Genomic DNA, 17,028 nt, shown 5'->3' with positions numbered 1-17,028 from the left:
ATCTACACCTTGAAATGGCTGACCAGCATCTGCAGCTGATTGCCCAGGCGAGCCAGCTCGACGCTGGAGGCGGCGGTTTCTTCGCTGGCAGCGGCGGTCTGCTCCGACACATCACGCACGTTGAGGATGCTGCGGCTGATTTCTTCGGCGACCGAGCTTTGCTGTTCGGCCGCAGCGGCGATCTGCTGGTTCATGGCCTGGATGTTGGACACCGTGTTGGTAATGCTTTCCAGCGAAACACCGGCCTTGCGCGTCAGGGCGACGCTGCTGTCGGTCAGTCCGCGGCTGCTGAGCATGATCTCCGACACCTGGCGGGTGCCGTTCTGCAGGGCTGCGACCAGGCCTTCGATTTCCTCGGTCGATTGCTGGGTACGCTGCGCCAGGCCGCGGACCTCATCGGCGACCACCGCAAAACCGCGTCCGGCCTCACCGGCGCGGGCCGCTTCGATGGCTGCGTTGAGGGCCAGCAGATTGGTCTGTTCGGCCACCGCCTTGATCACGTCCATCACCTTGCCGATCTTGTCGCTTTCCTGTTCCAGCACGTTCATGGCGTCGGTTGAACGCACCACTTCGCTGGCCAGCTTTTCGATCTGGGCAATGGCTTGACCGACCACCTTGTCGCCTTCGCGAGCTTCAGTGTCGGCGGTGGACGCGGCGACCGATGCCTGTTCGGCATTGCGTGCGACTTCGTGCACGGTGGCCGACATTTCATGCATGGCGGTGGCCACCTGGTCGGTTTCGACCTTCTGGCTGTTGACGCCTGCGCTGGTCTGTTCGGTGACGGCTGACAGTTCTTCGGCGGCGCTGGCGATCTGCGTGACGCTGTCGCGAATCCCGCCGATCAGGTCTCGCAGGGTAGCGCCCATGCGCTGGATGCCGTGTTGCAGCACGCCGAGTTCGTCCTTGCGGGTCACGATCAGGTCATGTGACAGATCGCCCGACGCGATGCGATCGACCACCGCCAGGGTTTCCTGCAACGGACGGGTGATCTGGCGGGTGATGAGCAGCGCCGCCAACGCGCCGAAGATCAGCGCCAGCAAGGTGCCGGCGATTTGCAGGGTACGGGCCTGCTGGGTGTCCTTGTCGCCAAGGGTCTGTTGAATGTCGGTCAGCTGTTGAGCCAGTTTGACGATCGCAGCGCCCTCATCGGTCATCTCGGCGCGGGCGCCGTTGATGCTGTCGTTGGCAGTCTTGAAGCTCTGCACCGAGTTGCGATAGCCGATCAGCGAGGTCTCCAGCTGCTTGAGGCGATCAGCCTGCGTGCCGCTGAAAATGGCATTGAGCTGCTCCAGGCCGCTGATGGCGCTGGACACCTGACGGACCGCCGCTTCTTCGGTCTTGGCCGTGACATTGGCGGTGTAGCCGCGCACTTCGTAGCGCACCAGCATCACGTCTTCCTTGGCCTTGATGACCGCCTGGTATTGCTCGAAGCGTCGCTCGTCGGTCGGCTCCAGTTTCATCACGTCGTCGTTGATAGCGGCGATCAGTTCGGCTGCTTTGACCGCGTCCACGCCCATGTCGGCGCGGACCTTGGCGCTGGTTCTGTAACCCTCTCGCATTCTGTTCAACGAGTTCTGATAAGCGCTGACCTGATCGGCCAGGGCTTTTATCGGCGGGACGTTTACCGGGTTGCTGAACGTGGACTGCAGAAATTGTTGCTGCGCCTTGAAGCTGTCCAAGGCGTTCTGTGCGTTCTGCGCAACCGCTTCGTCACCGTTGCTGATCATGTATTGCAGACGGGTGATTCGCAGGTCGGTCAGCTTGGCGCTCAGCTTGGCGATGTCCGCGACCCGGTCGCTGCGAAACGTCATGTTGCCCAGGCTGGTCCAGCCAATGAGCGCGAGCAGGGCAGTAAAAACAAGTACAACACCGAACCCAAGCGCCAGTTTCATATTGACGCTGATGTTCGCAAACCAGCTTTTCATCACAATTCTCCAGAATGTCCATTTTTCGAAGTCGTTAGCTGGAGAGTTGTTCTTGTAAAAGCCAGCGAAACATTCAAATGTACGAGTACATCGGCTGGATTCGGGAAATCTGAAAAAAATGTCGGAAAAACGGCGTCAGACTTCTGCCGAGCCTTTGCAGGAAATCGGTCGCAGCGTCGTCAGAAAAAACTTTTGTGCAGATCAGAAACAATCAAGCCCGGCGAAGGCCGGGCTGGGAGGGGGGCAATGCGGGGATCAGCTCAGGCGACTTGCACCGACGTGGTCGGAGCCATCAGCAGCGATACGGCCCAGGTTGGTATGGTCCGAACCGTTCTCGGCAATGCGGTTGGCACCTGTGTGATCGGAGCCATCGGCAGCGATGCGGCCCAGGTGGGTATGGTCCGAACCGTTCTCGGCAACGCGGTTGGCACCTGTGTGGTCGGAGCCATCGGCAGCGATGCGGCCCAGGTTGGTGTGGTCCGAACCGTTCTCGGCAACGCGGTTGGCACCTGTGTGATCGGAGCCATCGGCAGCGATACGGCCCAGGTGGGTGTGGTCCGAACCGTTCTCGGCAACGCGGTTGGCACCTGTGTGATCGGAGCCATCGGCAGCCACACGGTTGATGTGGGTATGCGACGAGCCGTTTTCGGCGACTACCGGGGCGTTGAGCTGCTGACTTGCTTTAACAGCCGGCAGTGCGAAAGCGCTGGTTGCCAGTACGGAGAAGGCCAGGCCAAGAATCAGTGTGTTGGTTTTCATGAGGTTTGCTCCAGAAGTCGTCGTTAGTCACTCGGTATGGAGGCAATGTTACGCGGCGCTGAATTATTAAGAAGTCAATACGAGTGGTAGCGATCATCGCTGCCGTTGATAGTTGGCAGAGACCTGCCCATCAGCGCGCAGCTTGCCTGCGCAGCAGAGTGACCACGCGAAACTGGCAGCACTCCGGATAGGTCATGCGCTATTGACGTAACAGACACTTCGAGCGCGTCAGGAAATCGTCGCTGGCATCCGTGTCGATGACCAAAAGGTCTCGGCATGACTTGTTGGTCATGCCCGTTAAACGCTGGCGTCAACTTTCCCCCCGTGCTGTGTATCAGGGATGAAATATTTCAACTGTCGAGCAGGGGCTGAACAAAATACCGTGTACTGGCTCCAGCCTCCGCCATAGGCGGCGTCTCTTCTTAACTCAGTACGGAAGTTGCGTTATGAAAACTGTTCAGCGATTCACCACACTCGACAGTTTCAGAGGTGTCTGTGCAGTCTTGGTCGTGTTCTACCACTTGCACGTGGTCGGCGCGTTTATCCAGCTGCCATTCTTCCGACGAGACGAGGTCTTGCTTAACTTCTTCTTTGTTCTCAGTGGTTTTGTTCTGGCCCACACCTACGGCATGAAGCCGAGCCTTTCTTTCAAATCCTTCTTTATCTCACGGCTTTTCAGGCTGTACCCGCTGCACTTGGCAATGCTGGCGTTGTTTCTCACCTTCGAAACGGTGCGCTGGCTCGCTTACCTGAAAGGTTTCTCCCTGAACAACGTGCCGTTCACCGGTAACTTCGCACCCCGCGAAATCCTGCCCAACCTGCTTCTGATACAGGCCTGGACAACATTTACCGACACCATGTCGTTCAACTATCCCTCATGGACCATCAGCATCGAGTTTTACATCTATATGCTGTTCGGGCTGCTGTGCACCTTCTCCATGCGCAATCGTTTTTTGATGTCCGCGTTGATTTCGCTGGTGATGTTCGTACTGATCTTTTCGGAAAACGAGCCATTGGTCGAGCGCGCAATGCTCGGGCTTTCATGCTTCTTTGCCGGCAACATTACTTATCTGGTTTACCTGCTGATTCGGGACCGGTTCGTGCCAAGGCTGTGGGTCATGACTGTCCTGGAATGCGCCATGATGTACGCCACCTACTGGGTCGTAATGAACGACTTCGACCATCGCTCGCCACTTGGCAGTCTGGCGTTCTGTGGACTGGTACTGTTGTTTGCCTTTGAAGGCGGGCTGGTATCGGTGCTGCTCAAAACCAGTGTGTTCGTCTTGTTGGGCAAACTGTCGTACTCGATCTACATGACCCATGCGGCTGTGCTGTTCTGCCTGGTGACTCTGTTTATCGTGGCGCAGAAGTTCACCGGCCTGGAGTTGGCGCCGATGGTCGAGGGCCAGCGTTTCATGGATACCGGTTCGGTGTTACTCAACAACATCTATGTGGTCGCGGCCACGGTGCTCTCGGTGGGCGCGGCGGCGTTGGCTCACAAGCACATCGAGATCAAAGGCTACGAACTGGGCAAGCGCTTCCTTGGCGGTTCGGCCAAGCCCAAAGTGGTGGTCGAGAAGCCGGAGCAGTTACCGGCCAATGCAAGAATCGACCGTGCTGCTTGAGGAGTAGGGCATCCTGTTTCGCTGGCCGTTCGGGCCAGCGATCGGCAGCAGCGCTACGCGGCAGACCCTGTGCGCAACCACTGCAGCATACCCAGCCCCGCTGCCCGGCCGCTGGCGAAGCAGGCGGTGAGCAAATAGCCGCCGGTGGGCGCTTCCCAGTCAAGCATCTCGCCGGCGCAGAACACACCTGGCAGCGCCTTGAGCATCAGTCGTTCGTCCATCGCTTCGAACGTCACACCGCCGGCCGTGCTGATCGCTTCGTCCAGCGGCCTGGGTTTGATCAGTGTCAGCGGCAGGCGTTTGATGGCGTTGCTCAGCAAGGCAGGATCGGCGAACGCTTCGGCGGGAGCCAGTTCACGCAACAACGCCGCCTTGACGCCATCGATCCCCAACTGGCTGTGCAGATGCTTGGACATCGAGCGCGAGCCACGGGGTTTGCTCAGGGCTTTGTGCACGTCTGCCAGGCTTTTGCCCGGTAGCAGATCGATGTCTAACGTCGCCCAGCCCTGTTGATTGATCGCCTGGCGTATCTGCGCCGACAGCGCGTAGATCAGGCTACCCTCGACACCGCTCTGGGTGATCACGCATTCGCCCAAGCGCAGGGTGTGCCCTTGCAGGCCGATGGCGACGTTCTTCAGCGGCGCGCCTGCAAACTTGCTGCCAAGCAGCTCGCTCCAGGCCGACACCTCAAAGCCGCAGTTTGCCGCCTCGAGTGCCGCGACCTGCACCCCATGCTGCTCAAGCAGCGGCAGCCAGCCACCGTCCGAGCCCAGGCGTGCCCAACTGGCGCCGCCCAGCGCCAGTAATGTGGCAGCGCAATCGACTGCCAACTCGCCTTCGGGATGGGCGATGCGCAGGCTGTGGTCGGGATTCCAGCCCAGCCAGCGGTGGCGGGTGTGGATAACTACCCCGGCATCACGCAGCCGCTTGAGCCAGGCGCGCAGCAGGGGCGCGGCCTTCATGTCGGTGGGAAACACCCGCCCGGAGCTGCCGACGAAGGTTTCGATGCCCAGACCGTGAATCCACTCGCACAACGCCTGGGCACCAAAACCCCGCAGCAGCGGGGCAACGTGGGGCGCACGTTCGGCGTAGCGCGACACAAACGCCGGATAGGCTTCGGAGTGGGTGATGTTCATGCCACCGACACCCGCCAGCAGAAATTTGCGGCCCACAGAGGGCATGGCGTCGTAGAGATCCACCCTGAATCCTGCCTGGCTCACGACTTCAGCCGCCATCAGCCCGGCCGGGCCGCCGCCGATGATGGTGACTGTGTGTGCTGAGCAGGGCGTGTCTGAAGTCATGGGCAAACTGCGGATCGATGAAGTGGGTCGCGCATTCTACCCGAGGCCCATGGCAAACGAGCGACCTGTGGAAAACTATTGAGCAAAAAACGTACAGTCCTCTCCGGGCCTTGCGTTATAGGGGGTCTGCAGCCTTGCGCTCAGGTTATCCACAGGCCGTTCCACAGCGGATGTGGGTAAATCGTTCAGAGGCAACACGTTGCCGCTTCCGGCCTGCGCCCAGATCAAAACCCGAGCTGCGCTTACAACCCCTCGGAGATCCACACCCGCTGCGCGCTGTGGTGCAGAATCCCGTGGCGCCGTGCCAAAGCTTCACGGTCCTTGCTGTACCCGCCACCGATCACGCCCATCACCGGGATATCCCGGCCCAGGCAATGGCGCATCACCGCTTCGTCACGGCGGGCGACGCCTTGGTCAGTCAGTTGCAGATAGCCCAGCGCGTCATCCTTGTGCACGTCCACTCCGGCGTCATACAGCACCAGGTCGGGCTTATAGAGCGGCAGCAGGTAATTGAGGGTGTCGTCGACCACCTTCAGGTAATCCTCGTCACCCATGCCCATTGGCAACGGTATGTCCCAGTCACTGTTGGCCTTGCGCGCCGGAAAGTTTTTCTCGCAGTGCAGTGAGACGGTGATCGCGTCCTCGGTGTGTTCGAGAATGCGCGCCGTGCCGTCGCCTTGATGCACGTCGCAGTCGAAAATCAGCACCCGATCGACCTGACCGCTCTGCAGCAGGTAATGGCTGATGATGGCCAGGTCGTTGAAAATGCAGAACCCGGCCGGGTAGTCGTAATGCGCGTGGTGAGTGCCACCGGCCAGATGACAGGCCAGGCCATGCTGCAGCGCCTTTTGTGCTGTAAGCAGCGAGCCACCTACCGCACGCACCGTACGTCGGGCAAGATCCTCGCTCCAGGGCAGGCCCAGACGCCGTTGATCCTCGCGCGAGAGGCCTCCGTCCATGTAACGGCGGATATATGAGGGGTCATGAGCCAGGGCGAGGATGTCATGCGGACATACCTGCGGGCGAAACAACTGAGCATCTGTGGTCAGGCCGCTGTCGATAAGGTGATCGTGTAGCAGACGAAACTTGTCCATCGGGAAGCGATGGTCGGGCGCAAACGCCGGGCTGTAATCTTCGTGGTAGATAAGCGGCAGGGACATAGTGCATACACATCGTTTTTGAAGGGCAATCTTGCCAGTTATGAACGCCCGCGCACAGCGCTCAGCCAGCACGCGGGTGCCGGTACACTGGCAGGCAATTCGAGGGGCGGGGCAGGAGAGACGTTCGATGGAGCCGATAGTTGAGCTCAACAGCGCACGCTTGTTGATGCGTCAGTGGCGCGATGATGATTTGCCGGCCTTTGCGCAAATGTGTGCCGATCCACAAGTGATGCGTTATTTTCCGCGGCCCATGACTCGGCTCGAAAGCGCCAAGATGATTGGACGCGCGCGCGGGCATTTCGCTGAATACGGATTTGGCCTGTGGGCGCTGGAGCGCAAGGACACGGGCGAGTTCATCGGTTTCACCGGTCTGAGCGTGGTGGGTTTCAATGCGCCGTTCACGCCGGCGGTCGAGATTGGCTGGCGTCTGGCCAGGGAGCACTGGGGCCTGGGTTACGCCAGCGAGGCGGCCTGGACGGTGCTCGGCTGCGGCTTCGAGCACGTCGAGCTGGACGAGATCGTCTCGTTCACTGCGGTGAGCAATCTGCCCTCGCAGAAAGTGATGCAAGCCATCGGCATGCACAACAGGCCGGCCGACGATTTCAATCACCCAAGCCTGGCGGAGGGTCACCCGCTACAGCCTCATGTGCTGTATCGCATCAACCGGCAGCAGTGGCTTGCGACCTTGTGATTGGCGGGAACCGGGCGGTAAAGATCTGTATCATCTGGCCCAGCCCCGGAGTGTGCGCTACTGAGCGACTTGGGGCCTGTGTGTGATGACTGGTGTGAGATGACTGTGCGTGAGGAGCCCCGAATGAGCCATGTGCTGGATGATCTGGTGTCGCTGTTGAGCCTGGAACCGATCGAAGAAAACCTCTTCCGTGGCCGCAGCCAGGATCTTGGTTTTCGCCAACTGTTTGGCGGGCAGGTGCTGGGCCAGTCGCTTTCAGCGGCCAGCAAGACCGTCGAGGACGAGCGTCATGTCCATTCGCTGCACGGCTACTTTCTGCGCCCGGGCGATGCGCATCTGCCAGTCGTCTATCAGGTGGATCGGGTGCGCGATGGTGGCAGTTTCAGTACTCGTCGCGTGACGGCCATTCAGAAAGGCAACCCGATCTTCACCTGCAGTGCGTCCTTCCAGTACGACGAAGAAGGCTTTGAGCACCAGACTCAGATGCCGCAAGTGGTCGGGCCGGAAAATCTGCCATCGGAGCTTGAGCTGATGCGTCAGCGCGAACATCTGATCCCGGCGCACATGAAAGACAAGCTGCTGTGTCCCAAGCCGATCGAATTCCGCCCTGTCACCGAATCGGACCCCTACAACCCGAAACCGACCGATCCGGTCAAATACGTGTGGTTCCGCGCCGACGGCACGCTGCCGGACATCCCGGCGCTGCACAAATACATGCTCGCGTACGCATCGGACTTCAATCTGCTGACCACCTCGTTGCAGCCCCATGGCAAGACGGTCTGGCAGAAAGACATGCAGATCGCCAGCCTCGACCATTCGCTGTGGTTCCACGGGGAATTGCGCGCCGATGACTGGCTGCTCTACGCCATGGACAGCCCATGGGCTGGCAACTCCCGGGGGTTCTCCCGTGGCAGCGTTTACAACCGGGCGGGCAAGCTGGTGGCGTCGGTCAGCCAGGAAGGCCTGATCCGCCATCGCAAGGACTGGGAGTGAACCTGTCGGCGCTGCGTCACTGGGTGTTCGACATGGACGGCACGCTGACGATTGCCGTGCATGACTTTCCCGCCATCAAACGCGCGCTGGGTATTCCTCAGGAGGAAGACATCCTGGGCCATCTGGCGGCGTTACCTGCCGACGTGGCCGCAGCGAAACACGCCTGGTTGCTGGAGCACGAGCGCGAACTCGCGGTGGCGTCGAAGCCTGCGGCAGGGGCCATCGAACTGGTGCGTGAACTGGCCGGACGTGGTTACCGCCTGGGCATTCTCACGCGCAATGCGCGGGAGCTGGCGCATGTGACCCTGGAAGCCATCGGCATCGCCGACTGCTTCGAGGTCAACGATGTGCTGGGACGTGACGAGGCGCCGCCCAAACCCGATCCCGGCGGTTTGCTGAAACTCGCGCGGGCCTGGAACGTCGAGCCTTCACAGATGATCATGGTCGGCGACTACCAGTTCGACCTGGCCTGCGGGCGAGCGGCGGGCACGCACACCGTGCTGGTCAACCTGCCCGAGAACCCGTGGCCGGAACTGACCGACTGGCATGCCGATGATTGTGTAGCGCTGCGGGCGATGCTCGGCTTTTGATTCTGGCCGCAGGCCGTGGGAGCTTGGCTTGCCAGCGATCTGCCGGGCGCCGGCAGTAGAACCAGACGCCGCAGGACTGTCAGATGCATCGCATCCTCAAGGTTCGCTGCCGGTGCCCGGCAGATCGTCGGCAAGCCAGACTCCCACGCCTGCGGCAGACGCCAGACCTCACTCGCCCGTTGATGATCGCCCCAACGCTCTGCGTCATAACGCCGCCTTCGACACACCTCCCATGACGACTGGCATGCCGATGATTGTGTAGCGCTGCGGGCGATGCTCGGCTTTTGATTCTGGCCGAAGGCCGTGGGAGCTCGGCTTGCCGACGATCTGCCGGGCACCGGCAGTAGAACCAGACGCCACAGGACTGTCAGATGCATCGCATCCTCAAGGTTCGCTGCCGGTGCCCGGCAGATCGTCGGTAAGCCAGACTCCCACGCGTGCGGCAGAAGCCAGACCTCACTCGCCCTTTGACGATCGCCCCAACGCTCTGCGTCATAACGCCGCCTTCGACATCCCCCATAACCTGTAGGAGCCAGCTTGCTGGCGAAGGCGGTGGGTCAGATACATCGATGTCGACTGACACCCCATTCGCCAGCAAGCCGGCTCCTACGGCCTGCGGCCAGAATCAACATTACGTCCTTTGCAGCAAGGCTTGCCGGCGGTGGTGATAACAAGAAAGCTGCCGCCGGCAAGCCGTACTGCTACAGATGAAGGCGATACCGCTCGGGACCTCAATTGTCCTTGAACAACGCCGCCTGGCCTTCAGGTGAGGTGAAGATCGCATCGCCGTTGTGGCCGACGCCCTTGACCTCGACCAGGCGCTGATTCAGGCCTTCGGGGTGACGTTTGCTCAGGTAGTCGAAGAAGTTGTGCCCGCGCAGCAAACGATACGGTCCTTGGGCTTGGGCGCCGCAATCCTTGTCTAGCGCCGGATGATTCGGGTCGGTGTCCAGTTCGCCCAGCAAGTACGTGATGTCGCGCTTCACGTACGCCGCTTCAAGCTCGGCAGGCGTTTCCTTGCCGGCATAAGCTGGCAGTTTGTTCAGACCGTATTTCCAGGTATCGAAAGTCGGGCAGCTCGTCGCATCCACAGGCATCGGCCGGGTCGCGTCGAAATACGCATACGACGACGGGTTGGCGATCACGTAGCGCAACTTGATGCCTTCCTTCTTCAGCAGCACGTCTTCCTTGCCGCCGATCATCGCGTAGCGCTGCACCACCTGGGCGCCACCGGAGTGACCGGCGATCACGATTTCCTTCAGGTTGGGGAACAGCTTGCTGTCGCTCAGGCGTTTGAGGATGTGGTCGATGACCACGAACGAACTGATCGGCTTGGTGCCCATCGATTTGTCGCCGGCCATCCAGTCATTGGCGTGCCAGCGCAGGACGGTTTCCGGCAAATGGTGGGCAGCGATGTCTTTCTCATCGAGGAACTGCGGCGCGATCAACAGCGTTTTCGAGCGCTGCCTGGACTGATTGGCAGCGCGCTCGACACTGCGCAGATAGGTTTGCGCATTGCGCAGGCGACCGTGGAAAACGATCACCACCCGCTGAACCTGCGGGCTGGGAAGTACCCAGCTCTTGCTCAGCCCCAGCGTCGCCTGGGACGTGCCGTTGATCAGCAGCCGGTCAGGGCTGATGGATTTGACCGCCTGATCCGCAGCATGAGCCGTCACGCTCATCAGGGTGCCCAACAACAGGATCGAAAGCGGTTTCATCATGTGATCAGAGGCTCTTGGCGGCGAATGTATCGCATTGGTTGATTTGTCCCTGGGCAAAACCTGTCTTGAACCAGCGAACCCGCTGGGCAGACGTCCCGTGGGTGAACGAGTCCGGTACTACACGCCCTTGGCTCTGCTGCTGCAAACGGTCGTCGCCGATGGCGTTGGCAGCGTTCAGCGCCTCTTCAATATCACCAGGTTCAAGCCAGTTCAAACGCTTTTGTGCGTTATTGGCCCAAACCCCCGCAAGACAGTCCGCCTGCAGTTCCTGGCGAACCAGCAGGCCGCTGTCGCCTTCCATGCGCATGCCACGCTGACGGGCGGCGTCAACTTTAGCCGAAACCCCGAGCAAGGTCTGCACATGATGGCCAACTTCATGCGCGATCACGTAAGCCTGGGCGAAATCTCCGGCCGCCTTGAAGCGCTGGCTCATCTCGCGGAAGAAATCCATGTCCAGATACACCTTCTGATCACCCGGGCAATAGAATGGCCCGCTGGCGGAGGTCGCAAAGCCACACGCCGACTGCACCTGGCCACGGAACAGAATCAGCGTCGGATTCTTGTACTGTCGTCCGCCCTGCTGGAAGATCTGGCCCCAAGTGTCTTCAGTGTCGCCCAGGATCGCCCGCACGAAATCGGCCTGCTCATCATTGGCCGGCGGTGCCTGACGGGTTTGTGGACTGACGGCCGTCGTCTGCTGCGTGCCCACTTGGCCTGCGATCTGCCCGAGAATCTGCATCGGGTCCTGCCCGGTCAACAGGCCGATCGCGACAATGATCACGATCCCGCCAATGCCCAACCCCTTGCCACCGATGCGCATGCCACCGCCGCCACCCGAGTCGTCGCGTGCATCGACGACGTTGTCACTGCGACGTCCTTTTTTCCACAGCATGGGGGATTCCTCTTTTTGTCTCGTAGGAAGTGTAGACGGCGGGGGAGGCCAGGCGTCTGACTGCTGGGACTTAAGAGGGGGTGAGGCGGGATTGGTTCAGAGCGTGCGTTGGTGTTCTGCGGGCACGCCCTGGAGAGGGGAGTTACTGGGACGCTTTGATCGGGTAGTACAGGATTGCCCCATAAGCGCCATTTCCCACATTTTCGTCAGTGAGAGCAGGAAATGGGCTTGGTTGTAGGACCTTTCTGAATTCCTGCCAGCGGGTTGTTCAGTGGCAAAGCCGCCGCTAGTCTTCGCTTCGTCGCTGATATCAGTGACCGGATTTGACGATCCGACTTACCACAGCACAAGCGTCCTGACAGGTTTCGAACGTTACGTTTGAGGCAGGTGTTATGGCAGCTGTGCGTCGGAGGCCTCAAGGTCTGCCGGATATGCTGTGGTGCCGGTTCGTCAACCTTCGCACAGCTGCCACCCTATCTTCGGTTTGCTTGGGCGGCAGCTCCATTCAGGGGAGCTTCATCAATGCAGGAAATGCGTATTTTCAAAATATTGCCCAAGTTCTTCACGCAGCAAAGAGGACCAAGGCGATGACCGACTGCTTCGAACCGCAACACTTCATCCGCCACAATCGCCAACTCCGCGCCCTTAAACTCGAGAACCAGGCCTGGTTCTGCCTTCAAGACGTCGCCCGCCTCATGGGCAAAGCCCTCGACGAACGCGCCACCCACAAACTCGACTCCGACCAGCGCCGCACTGCCCGGCTTACCAGCAGCGGGCAATGGAGTAAGCAGCTGCTCATCAGTGAGTCCGGCCTGTACGCCATGCTCGTTCATCACTATGTCCCGGAAAACCGCGCGTTGCGCCAGTGGCTGACGCACGACGTGTTGCCGGTGCTGCATGAAAAAAACCAGCCCCATGTGCCCCGTCCCCAAACCGTGAAATGGCCACAGAGCAAGGTCGGGATGGTGCAATGGCAAAGCGAATATTGGGTGCGCTTGCGCGATGTGCCGCAGGTGATGGAAGGGCCGCGTACGCGCGGGCTCGGCTTCTGGAAAAAGTCCGTGAGTTTCTGGCGAGGCAGGCTGGAGGCCTGAGCGGGTCGATGCAGCCCGTTCAGGATGCGGGCATCAACCCTGCTGATCCGGCTGCTCAGCCTTCACCGAATTAATAAACGCCTGCATCGCAGACGACTGGATGCGATGCCGACGGGTGATCAATCCATAAGGCGGCAGACGGGCTTCGAAGCTGATCGGCAGCACGGCCAGGAGATCGCGACCTGGGTAGTCCTCGACCACGGACACCGGGGTGACGCCGAGCATGTCGGTCTGCTGCACCAGCGACAGCAGGGTCATGATCGAGGTGGTTTCGACGATGCTGTTGGGGATGTCTACCCGTGCATTGTGAAACACCTGATTGATGATCGCGCGCATAGGACTGGGGTGCTGCTGCAGGACCCAGGTTTCATTTTGCAGTGCCGCCCAACTCAGGTCCTTGGCATGCACCAGCGGGTTCTGCGCACCGGCAATCACGCACAGCGCTTCCTCGCCGAGGCTGTCGAACAACAGTTCTTCGGCCCGGGCACCGCCGGGAATCCGCCCCAGTACCACGTCCAGCTGATCCTGCAGCAGGGCCTGCACCAGCACGTCGCTGGTGTCGACCTGAATGCTCATCGACAGCCGCGGGTGGCTCTGCTTGAGATTGGCGATGGTGCGCGTCAGCAGGCCGGACGCCAGCGCCGGGATGGCGCCGACCGCCACGCGCCCCAGATTGCCGGACTCCAGCGCCACCAGTTCCTCACGCATGCCGCTCAGTTCGGCGAACACCATGCGTGCGTAATAAATCACCGTGTCACCAAACGGCGTTGCGCGCATGCCACGGGGCAGGCGCTCGAACAGCTCCACGCCCAGCAGATCCTCGGCCTCGTGGAGCATTTTGGTCGCCGCCGGTTGAGTCATGCCGATGTTGTCGGCAGCGCGGCGCAAGGAGCCGAATTCCTGCAGGGCCAGCATCAGCCGCAACTGGCGCAAGCGCAGGCGACTGTGGATGACATTGGCCTCAGGAATTCTGGTCATGTGATTGGCTCGCGCTAAAGGTTGCGGCGAGCCTGACAAGAACTGCAGGGCATTTCCAGCATTGCTTGTCATCACAGGGTTTTCGGCTTGATCGAGTGACGATTGCGCCAGCCGAAGGCGGCTTGAATGCCACCTGAGATCAACGGCCAGAACAACATCAGCAACGCAGCGGTGGTCAGGCTGCCCACCAGCGGATTGGACCAGAAGATGCCCAGCTGCCCGTCGGAAAACAGCATCGACTGGCGGAATGCGTCTTCGGCCTTGTCGCCCAGCACCGCCGCCAGCACCAGGGGTGCAATCGGATAGCCGAGTTTCTTGAACAGGTAGCCCAGCGCGCCGAAGCCCAGCATCAGCATCACGTCGAACATCGAGTTATGCACCGAGTAGGCACCAATGGCGCAGATCATGATGATGATCGGGGCAATGATCGAGAACGGGATGCGCAGGATCGAAGCGAACAACGGCACGGTCGCCAGCACCACCAGCAGGCTGACCACGTTGCCCAGATACATGCTGGCGATCAGGCCCCAGACGAAATCATGCTGCTCGGCGAACAAGGTCGGGCCTGGGTGCAGACCCCAGACCATCAACCCGCCGAGCATCACCGCCGCCGTGGCCGAGCCCGGAATACCCAGGGTCAGCATCGGCAAGAGCGCGCTGGTGCCCGCAGCATGGTCGGCGGTCTCGGGGGCGATGACGCCTTCGATCTCGCCTTTGCCGAAGTTGTCGCGATTCTTCGAGAAACGTCGGGCAATGCTGTAGCTCATGAAAGACGCCGCGGTCGGTCCGCCAGGCGTCACGCCCATCCAGCAGCCGACGATAGTGCTGCGCAGAATGGTAAACCAGTATTTGGGCAGCTTGGCCCAGGTGCGCAGGATGATCATCGGCGTAATGCGCGCATGTTCGCCGCGAAACACCAGACCCTCTTCGACGGTGCAGAGAATTTCGCCAATACCGAACAGGCCGATCACCGCCACTTCGAAACTGATCCCGGTCATCAGCGCCGGTTGATCGAACGTCAGGCGCAGGTTGCCGGAAACTGTGTCCATGCCGACGGCGGCCATGGCGAAGCCGATCATCATCGCGACCACGGTTTTCAGCGGCGGGTTCTTGCTCATGCCGATGAAGGTGCAGAACGCCAACAGGTACACCGCGAAGAACTCCGGTGAACTGAAGGTCATGGCGAATTCGGCGATGCGGGTCGACAGGAACGTCAGCAGCAGCACGCCTGCCAGCGCGCCGATCAGTGCGGAACTGAAGGCCGCGGTCAATGCCTCGGCAGCGCGGCCGTCTCGGGCCATGGGATAGCCGTCGAAGGTGGTTGCCACCGAGGACGGCTCGCCGGGGATGTTGAACAGGATCGAGGTGATCGACCCGCCGAACAGCGCCCCCCAATACATGCACGAGAGCAGGATGATCGCCGAGACCGGCGACATGGTGAAGGTGATCGGCAGCAGCAGGGCAACGCCGTTCGGCGCGCCCAGACCCGGCAGCACCCCGACCAGAATGCCCAGCAGTACACCCACCACCATCAGGCCGATGTGGCCAGGGGTGAGAATCAGGTTCATGCCTTGCAGCAGAGAATCGAACTCGCTCATTTCAACGATCTCCCGGCCATGGCGATCAGGTCACCCATGGGGCCTGCGTCCAGTGGCACCTTGAACCACAGGGCGAAAATCAGATAGCTGGCGAGCACCGCACCCACCGATACCGAGCCAATCATCAGCTTGCCGTAGGGCTTGGCGCGAAGCTTGTCACGCCACATGAACCAGGCAATGAACGCCGCCGAGGCCAGGTAGATGCCGGTGAACGGCATGGCGCAGACGAACAGGGCAATAGGGATGAACACCGACAGCACTTGCTTGAACTCGCCGCGGCTGACAAAGCTGATGCTCAGCGGTTTCCAGCGAATAACCGTCAATACGGCGTTGCCCAGGCTGGCGGCTGCCAGCAGCAGGCCGATGTAGAACGGAAAATAACCAGGCTCGGGGCCCGAGTCGCCCCAACCGATGCCTTGTTCGACGCTGCCGAACATCACCACTGCCCCGATCAACAGGGTGAACAGGCCAAGGCCCAGCTCCACCCAGCGGGTGGCGACCAGCGGGGTCGAATGAGAAGAATTGGACATCAAACACCTCCAGCGAATGACTGCCGCTGCCTGAGATCACAGGCACGCGGCAGCAGGGCGGATCAGTTGCGCAGCCAGCCGGCTTCCTTGAAGACCGGGGTGACGCGCGCGGTGTCTTTTTCGATGTAAGCGGTCAGTTGATCGCCTTCAAGGAAGGTTGGCACCAGCGCGTTCTGCGTGACATAGGCCTTGAATTCGGGGGTCTGCGACACTTTGCGCATCAGTTCGATGTAGAAGGCACGCTGTTCGGCGCTGACATCACCAGGCATGAAGATGGTGCGTGGGAAACGGTACTGATCGATACCCAGACCGGCTTCGTGGCACGTAGGTACATCAGCCCAGGATTTGTCGCCTGCGACCTTTTCGGTGTAGCCCATGCGGTCTTTACTGAATACGCACAGTGGCTGCACCTGATCGCCGCGCCATTGGCTGATGCTTTCGGCGGGGTTGTTGACGTTGGCGGCGATGTGTTTGCCGGCCAGTTGGGTTGCTGCTTCGCTGCCGCTCTTGAACGGGATGTACACAAGCTTAGTGTCGTTGGTCTGGTTGAGCAGCAGCGTCAGGGTCTGGTCGACGTCCTTGGACTGGCTGCCGCCCATGCGCATTTTCGAGGGGTCGGTCTTGACCGCTTCGTAGAAGCCTTTGGCGTCTTTCCACGGTGCGTCTTTATAAGTCCAGAGGATGAAGTCATCTTCGGCGACGGCTGCGACCGGGGTCAGCTCCTGCCATTCATAGCCGAGCTTGGACACCAGTGGCAGCAGATAGATGTTGTTGGTGGCGATCACCAGTTTGTCCGCGTCGCCCTTGGAGACCTTCATGTCGAGGAAGGCTTCGGCGCCATTGCCGCCGCCCTTGTTCAGAACCACAGTGTTGACGTCCAGCAGCTTGTGGGTGCTGATGATCGACTGGATCAACCGACCGAGTTGATCGGTGCCACCACCAGGACCACCGGCCACGACGATCTCGACATTCTTGTCTGGTTGCCATGCGGCGAGGGCGAGGGTGGGGAGCGCCGTGGCGCACATCAGCGTGCAGCCGAACAGCAAACGGGACGCGCGTCGGGAAGATGCGGTTCGCATGGTGATCCTCTTTGTTGTAGTTGTTATGAGTGGCTGTCTTGTCGATCAGCCATGCGCTGAGTGTGTGGAGGTTGCTATGCCGCGTCTAGTCA

At 60.5% G+C, this 17,028-nt stretch carries 15 protein-coding genes; 5 read left to right on the top strand and 10 right to left on the bottom strand.

The features are described from left to right. Positions 1 to 2: 2 nt before the first annotated feature. Together ACI2KS_RS27635 and ACI2KS_RS27630 are read right to left on the bottom strand one after the other, a co-directional pair. Positions 3 to 1,925, bottom strand: coding sequence for a methyl-accepting chemotaxis protein (locus ACI2KS_RS27635; RefSeq protein ID WP_404624211.1), 1,923 nt, complete (start codon positions 1,923 to 1,925; stop codon positions 3 to 5). Positions 1,926 to 2,180: 255 nt separating this feature from the next. Further along, on the bottom strand, positions 2,181 to 2,684 hold the full coding sequence (locus ACI2KS_RS27630; RefSeq protein WP_404624210.1) for a phage infection protein: 504 nt from the start codon (positions 2,682 to 2,684) through the stop codon (positions 2,181 to 2,183). A 446-nt stretch (positions 2,685 to 3,130) separates the two neighbouring features. Here ACI2KS_RS27630 and ACI2KS_RS27625 point away from each other — a divergent pair, with 446 nt between their 5' ends. Then, on the top strand, positions 3,131 to 4,309 hold the full coding sequence (locus ACI2KS_RS27625) for an acyltransferase family protein (RefSeq protein WP_404624209.1): 1,179 nt from the start codon (positions 3,131 to 3,133) through the stop codon (positions 4,307 to 4,309). Positions 4,310 to 4,362: 53 nt separating this feature from the next. Here ACI2KS_RS27625 and ACI2KS_RS27620 read toward each other — a convergent pair whose 3' ends face one another. Next, a complete protein-coding gene (locus ACI2KS_RS27620) occupies positions 4,363 to 5,610 on the bottom strand; it encodes a TIGR03862 family flavoprotein (protein ID WP_404624208.1) in 1,248 nt (415 codons plus the stop codon). A gap of 242 nt (positions 5,611 to 5,852) precedes the next feature. Continuing rightward, positions 5,853 to 6,770, bottom strand: coding sequence for a histone deacetylase (locus ACI2KS_RS27615; RefSeq protein ID WP_404624207.1), 918 nt, complete (start codon positions 6,768 to 6,770; stop codon positions 5,853 to 5,855). Between the two features lie 127 nt (positions 6,771 to 6,897). Here ACI2KS_RS27615 and ACI2KS_RS27610 point away from each other — a divergent pair, with 127 nt between their 5' ends. The 3 genes from ACI2KS_RS27610 to ACI2KS_RS27600 all read left to right on the top strand — a co-directional run bounded on the left by ACI2KS_RS27610 (position 6,898) and on the right by ACI2KS_RS27600 (position 9,044). Next, a complete protein-coding gene (locus ACI2KS_RS27610; RefSeq protein WP_404624206.1) occupies positions 6,898 to 7,461 on the top strand; it encodes a GNAT family N-acetyltransferase in 564 nt (187 codons plus the stop codon). A gap of 123 nt (positions 7,462 to 7,584) precedes the next feature. Then, on the top strand, positions 7,585 to 8,454 hold the full coding sequence (tesB, locus tag ACI2KS_RS27605; protein WP_404624205.1) for an acyl-CoA thioesterase II: 870 nt from the start codon (positions 7,585 to 7,587) through the stop codon (positions 8,452 to 8,454). After that, positions 8,451 to 9,044, top strand: a complete 594-nt coding sequence (locus ACI2KS_RS27600; protein WP_404624204.1) for an HAD family hydrolase — start codon at positions 8,451 to 8,453, stop codon at positions 9,042 to 9,044. Before tesB ends, ACI2KS_RS27600 begins: the two co-directional genes overlap by 4 nt. Positions 9,045 to 9,775: 731 nt before the next feature. Here ACI2KS_RS27600 and ACI2KS_RS27595 read toward each other — a convergent pair. Beyond that, positions 9,776 to 10,765, bottom strand: a complete 990-nt coding sequence (locus tag ACI2KS_RS27595) for an alpha/beta hydrolase (RefSeq protein ID WP_404624203.1) — start codon at positions 10,763 to 10,765, stop codon at positions 9,776 to 9,778. A 4-nt stretch (positions 10,766 to 10,769) separates the two neighbouring features. Continuing rightward, positions 10,770 to 11,657 carry a neutral zinc metallopeptidase gene (locus tag ACI2KS_RS27590; protein WP_404624202.1) on the bottom strand — a complete coding sequence of 296 codons (888 nt, stop codon included), beginning with the start codon at positions 11,655 to 11,657 and terminating at the stop codon, positions 10,770 to 10,772. 587 nt (positions 11,658 to 12,244) lie between these two features. Between ACI2KS_RS27590 and ACI2KS_RS27585 the strand changes: the two genes are divergently transcribed. After that, positions 12,245 to 12,751, top strand: a complete 507-nt coding sequence (locus ACI2KS_RS27585; RefSeq protein WP_404624201.1) for a Bro-N domain-containing protein — start codon at positions 12,245 to 12,247, stop codon at positions 12,749 to 12,751. Positions 12,752 to 12,784: 33 nt separating this feature from the next. Here the strand turns inward: ACI2KS_RS27585 and ACI2KS_RS27580 are convergent, their stop codons facing one another. The 4 genes from ACI2KS_RS27580 to ACI2KS_RS27565 all read right to left on the bottom strand — a co-directional run bounded on the left by ACI2KS_RS27580 (position 12,785) and on the right by ACI2KS_RS27565 (position 16,936). Continuing rightward, positions 12,785 to 13,729: a LysR family transcriptional regulator gene (locus ACI2KS_RS27580; protein WP_404624200.1), complete on the bottom strand. Its 945-nt coding sequence runs from the start codon at positions 13,727 to 13,729 to the stop codon at positions 12,785 to 12,787. A gap of 71 nt (positions 13,730 to 13,800) precedes the next feature. After that, a complete protein-coding gene (locus ACI2KS_RS27575; protein WP_404624199.1) occupies positions 13,801 to 15,327 on the bottom strand; it encodes a tripartite tricarboxylate transporter permease in 1,527 nt (508 codons plus the stop codon). Then, complete coding sequence (locus ACI2KS_RS27570) at positions 15,324 to 15,857, bottom strand: tripartite tricarboxylate transporter TctB family protein (RefSeq protein WP_404624198.1); 534 nt, start codon at positions 15,855 to 15,857, stop codon at positions 15,324 to 15,326. The genes ACI2KS_RS27575 and ACI2KS_RS27570 overlap by 4 nt, the downstream gene beginning before the upstream one ends. A 62-nt stretch (positions 15,858 to 15,919) precedes the next feature. After that, a complete protein-coding gene (locus ACI2KS_RS27565; RefSeq protein ID WP_404624197.1) occupies positions 15,920 to 16,936 on the bottom strand; it encodes a Bug family tripartite tricarboxylate transporter substrate binding protein in 1,017 nt (338 codons plus the stop codon). Positions 16,937 to 17,028 lie beyond the last annotated feature (92 nt).

It is taken from the genome of Pseudomonas sp. NPDC087358 (assembly GCF_044900785.1).
Lineage (GTDB): Bacteria > Pseudomonadota > Gammaproteobacteria > Pseudomonadales > Pseudomonadaceae > Aquipseudomonas.
The sequence above is the reverse complement of the archived record's forward strand: the minus strand, read 5'-3'. Positions and strand labels throughout refer to the sequence as shown.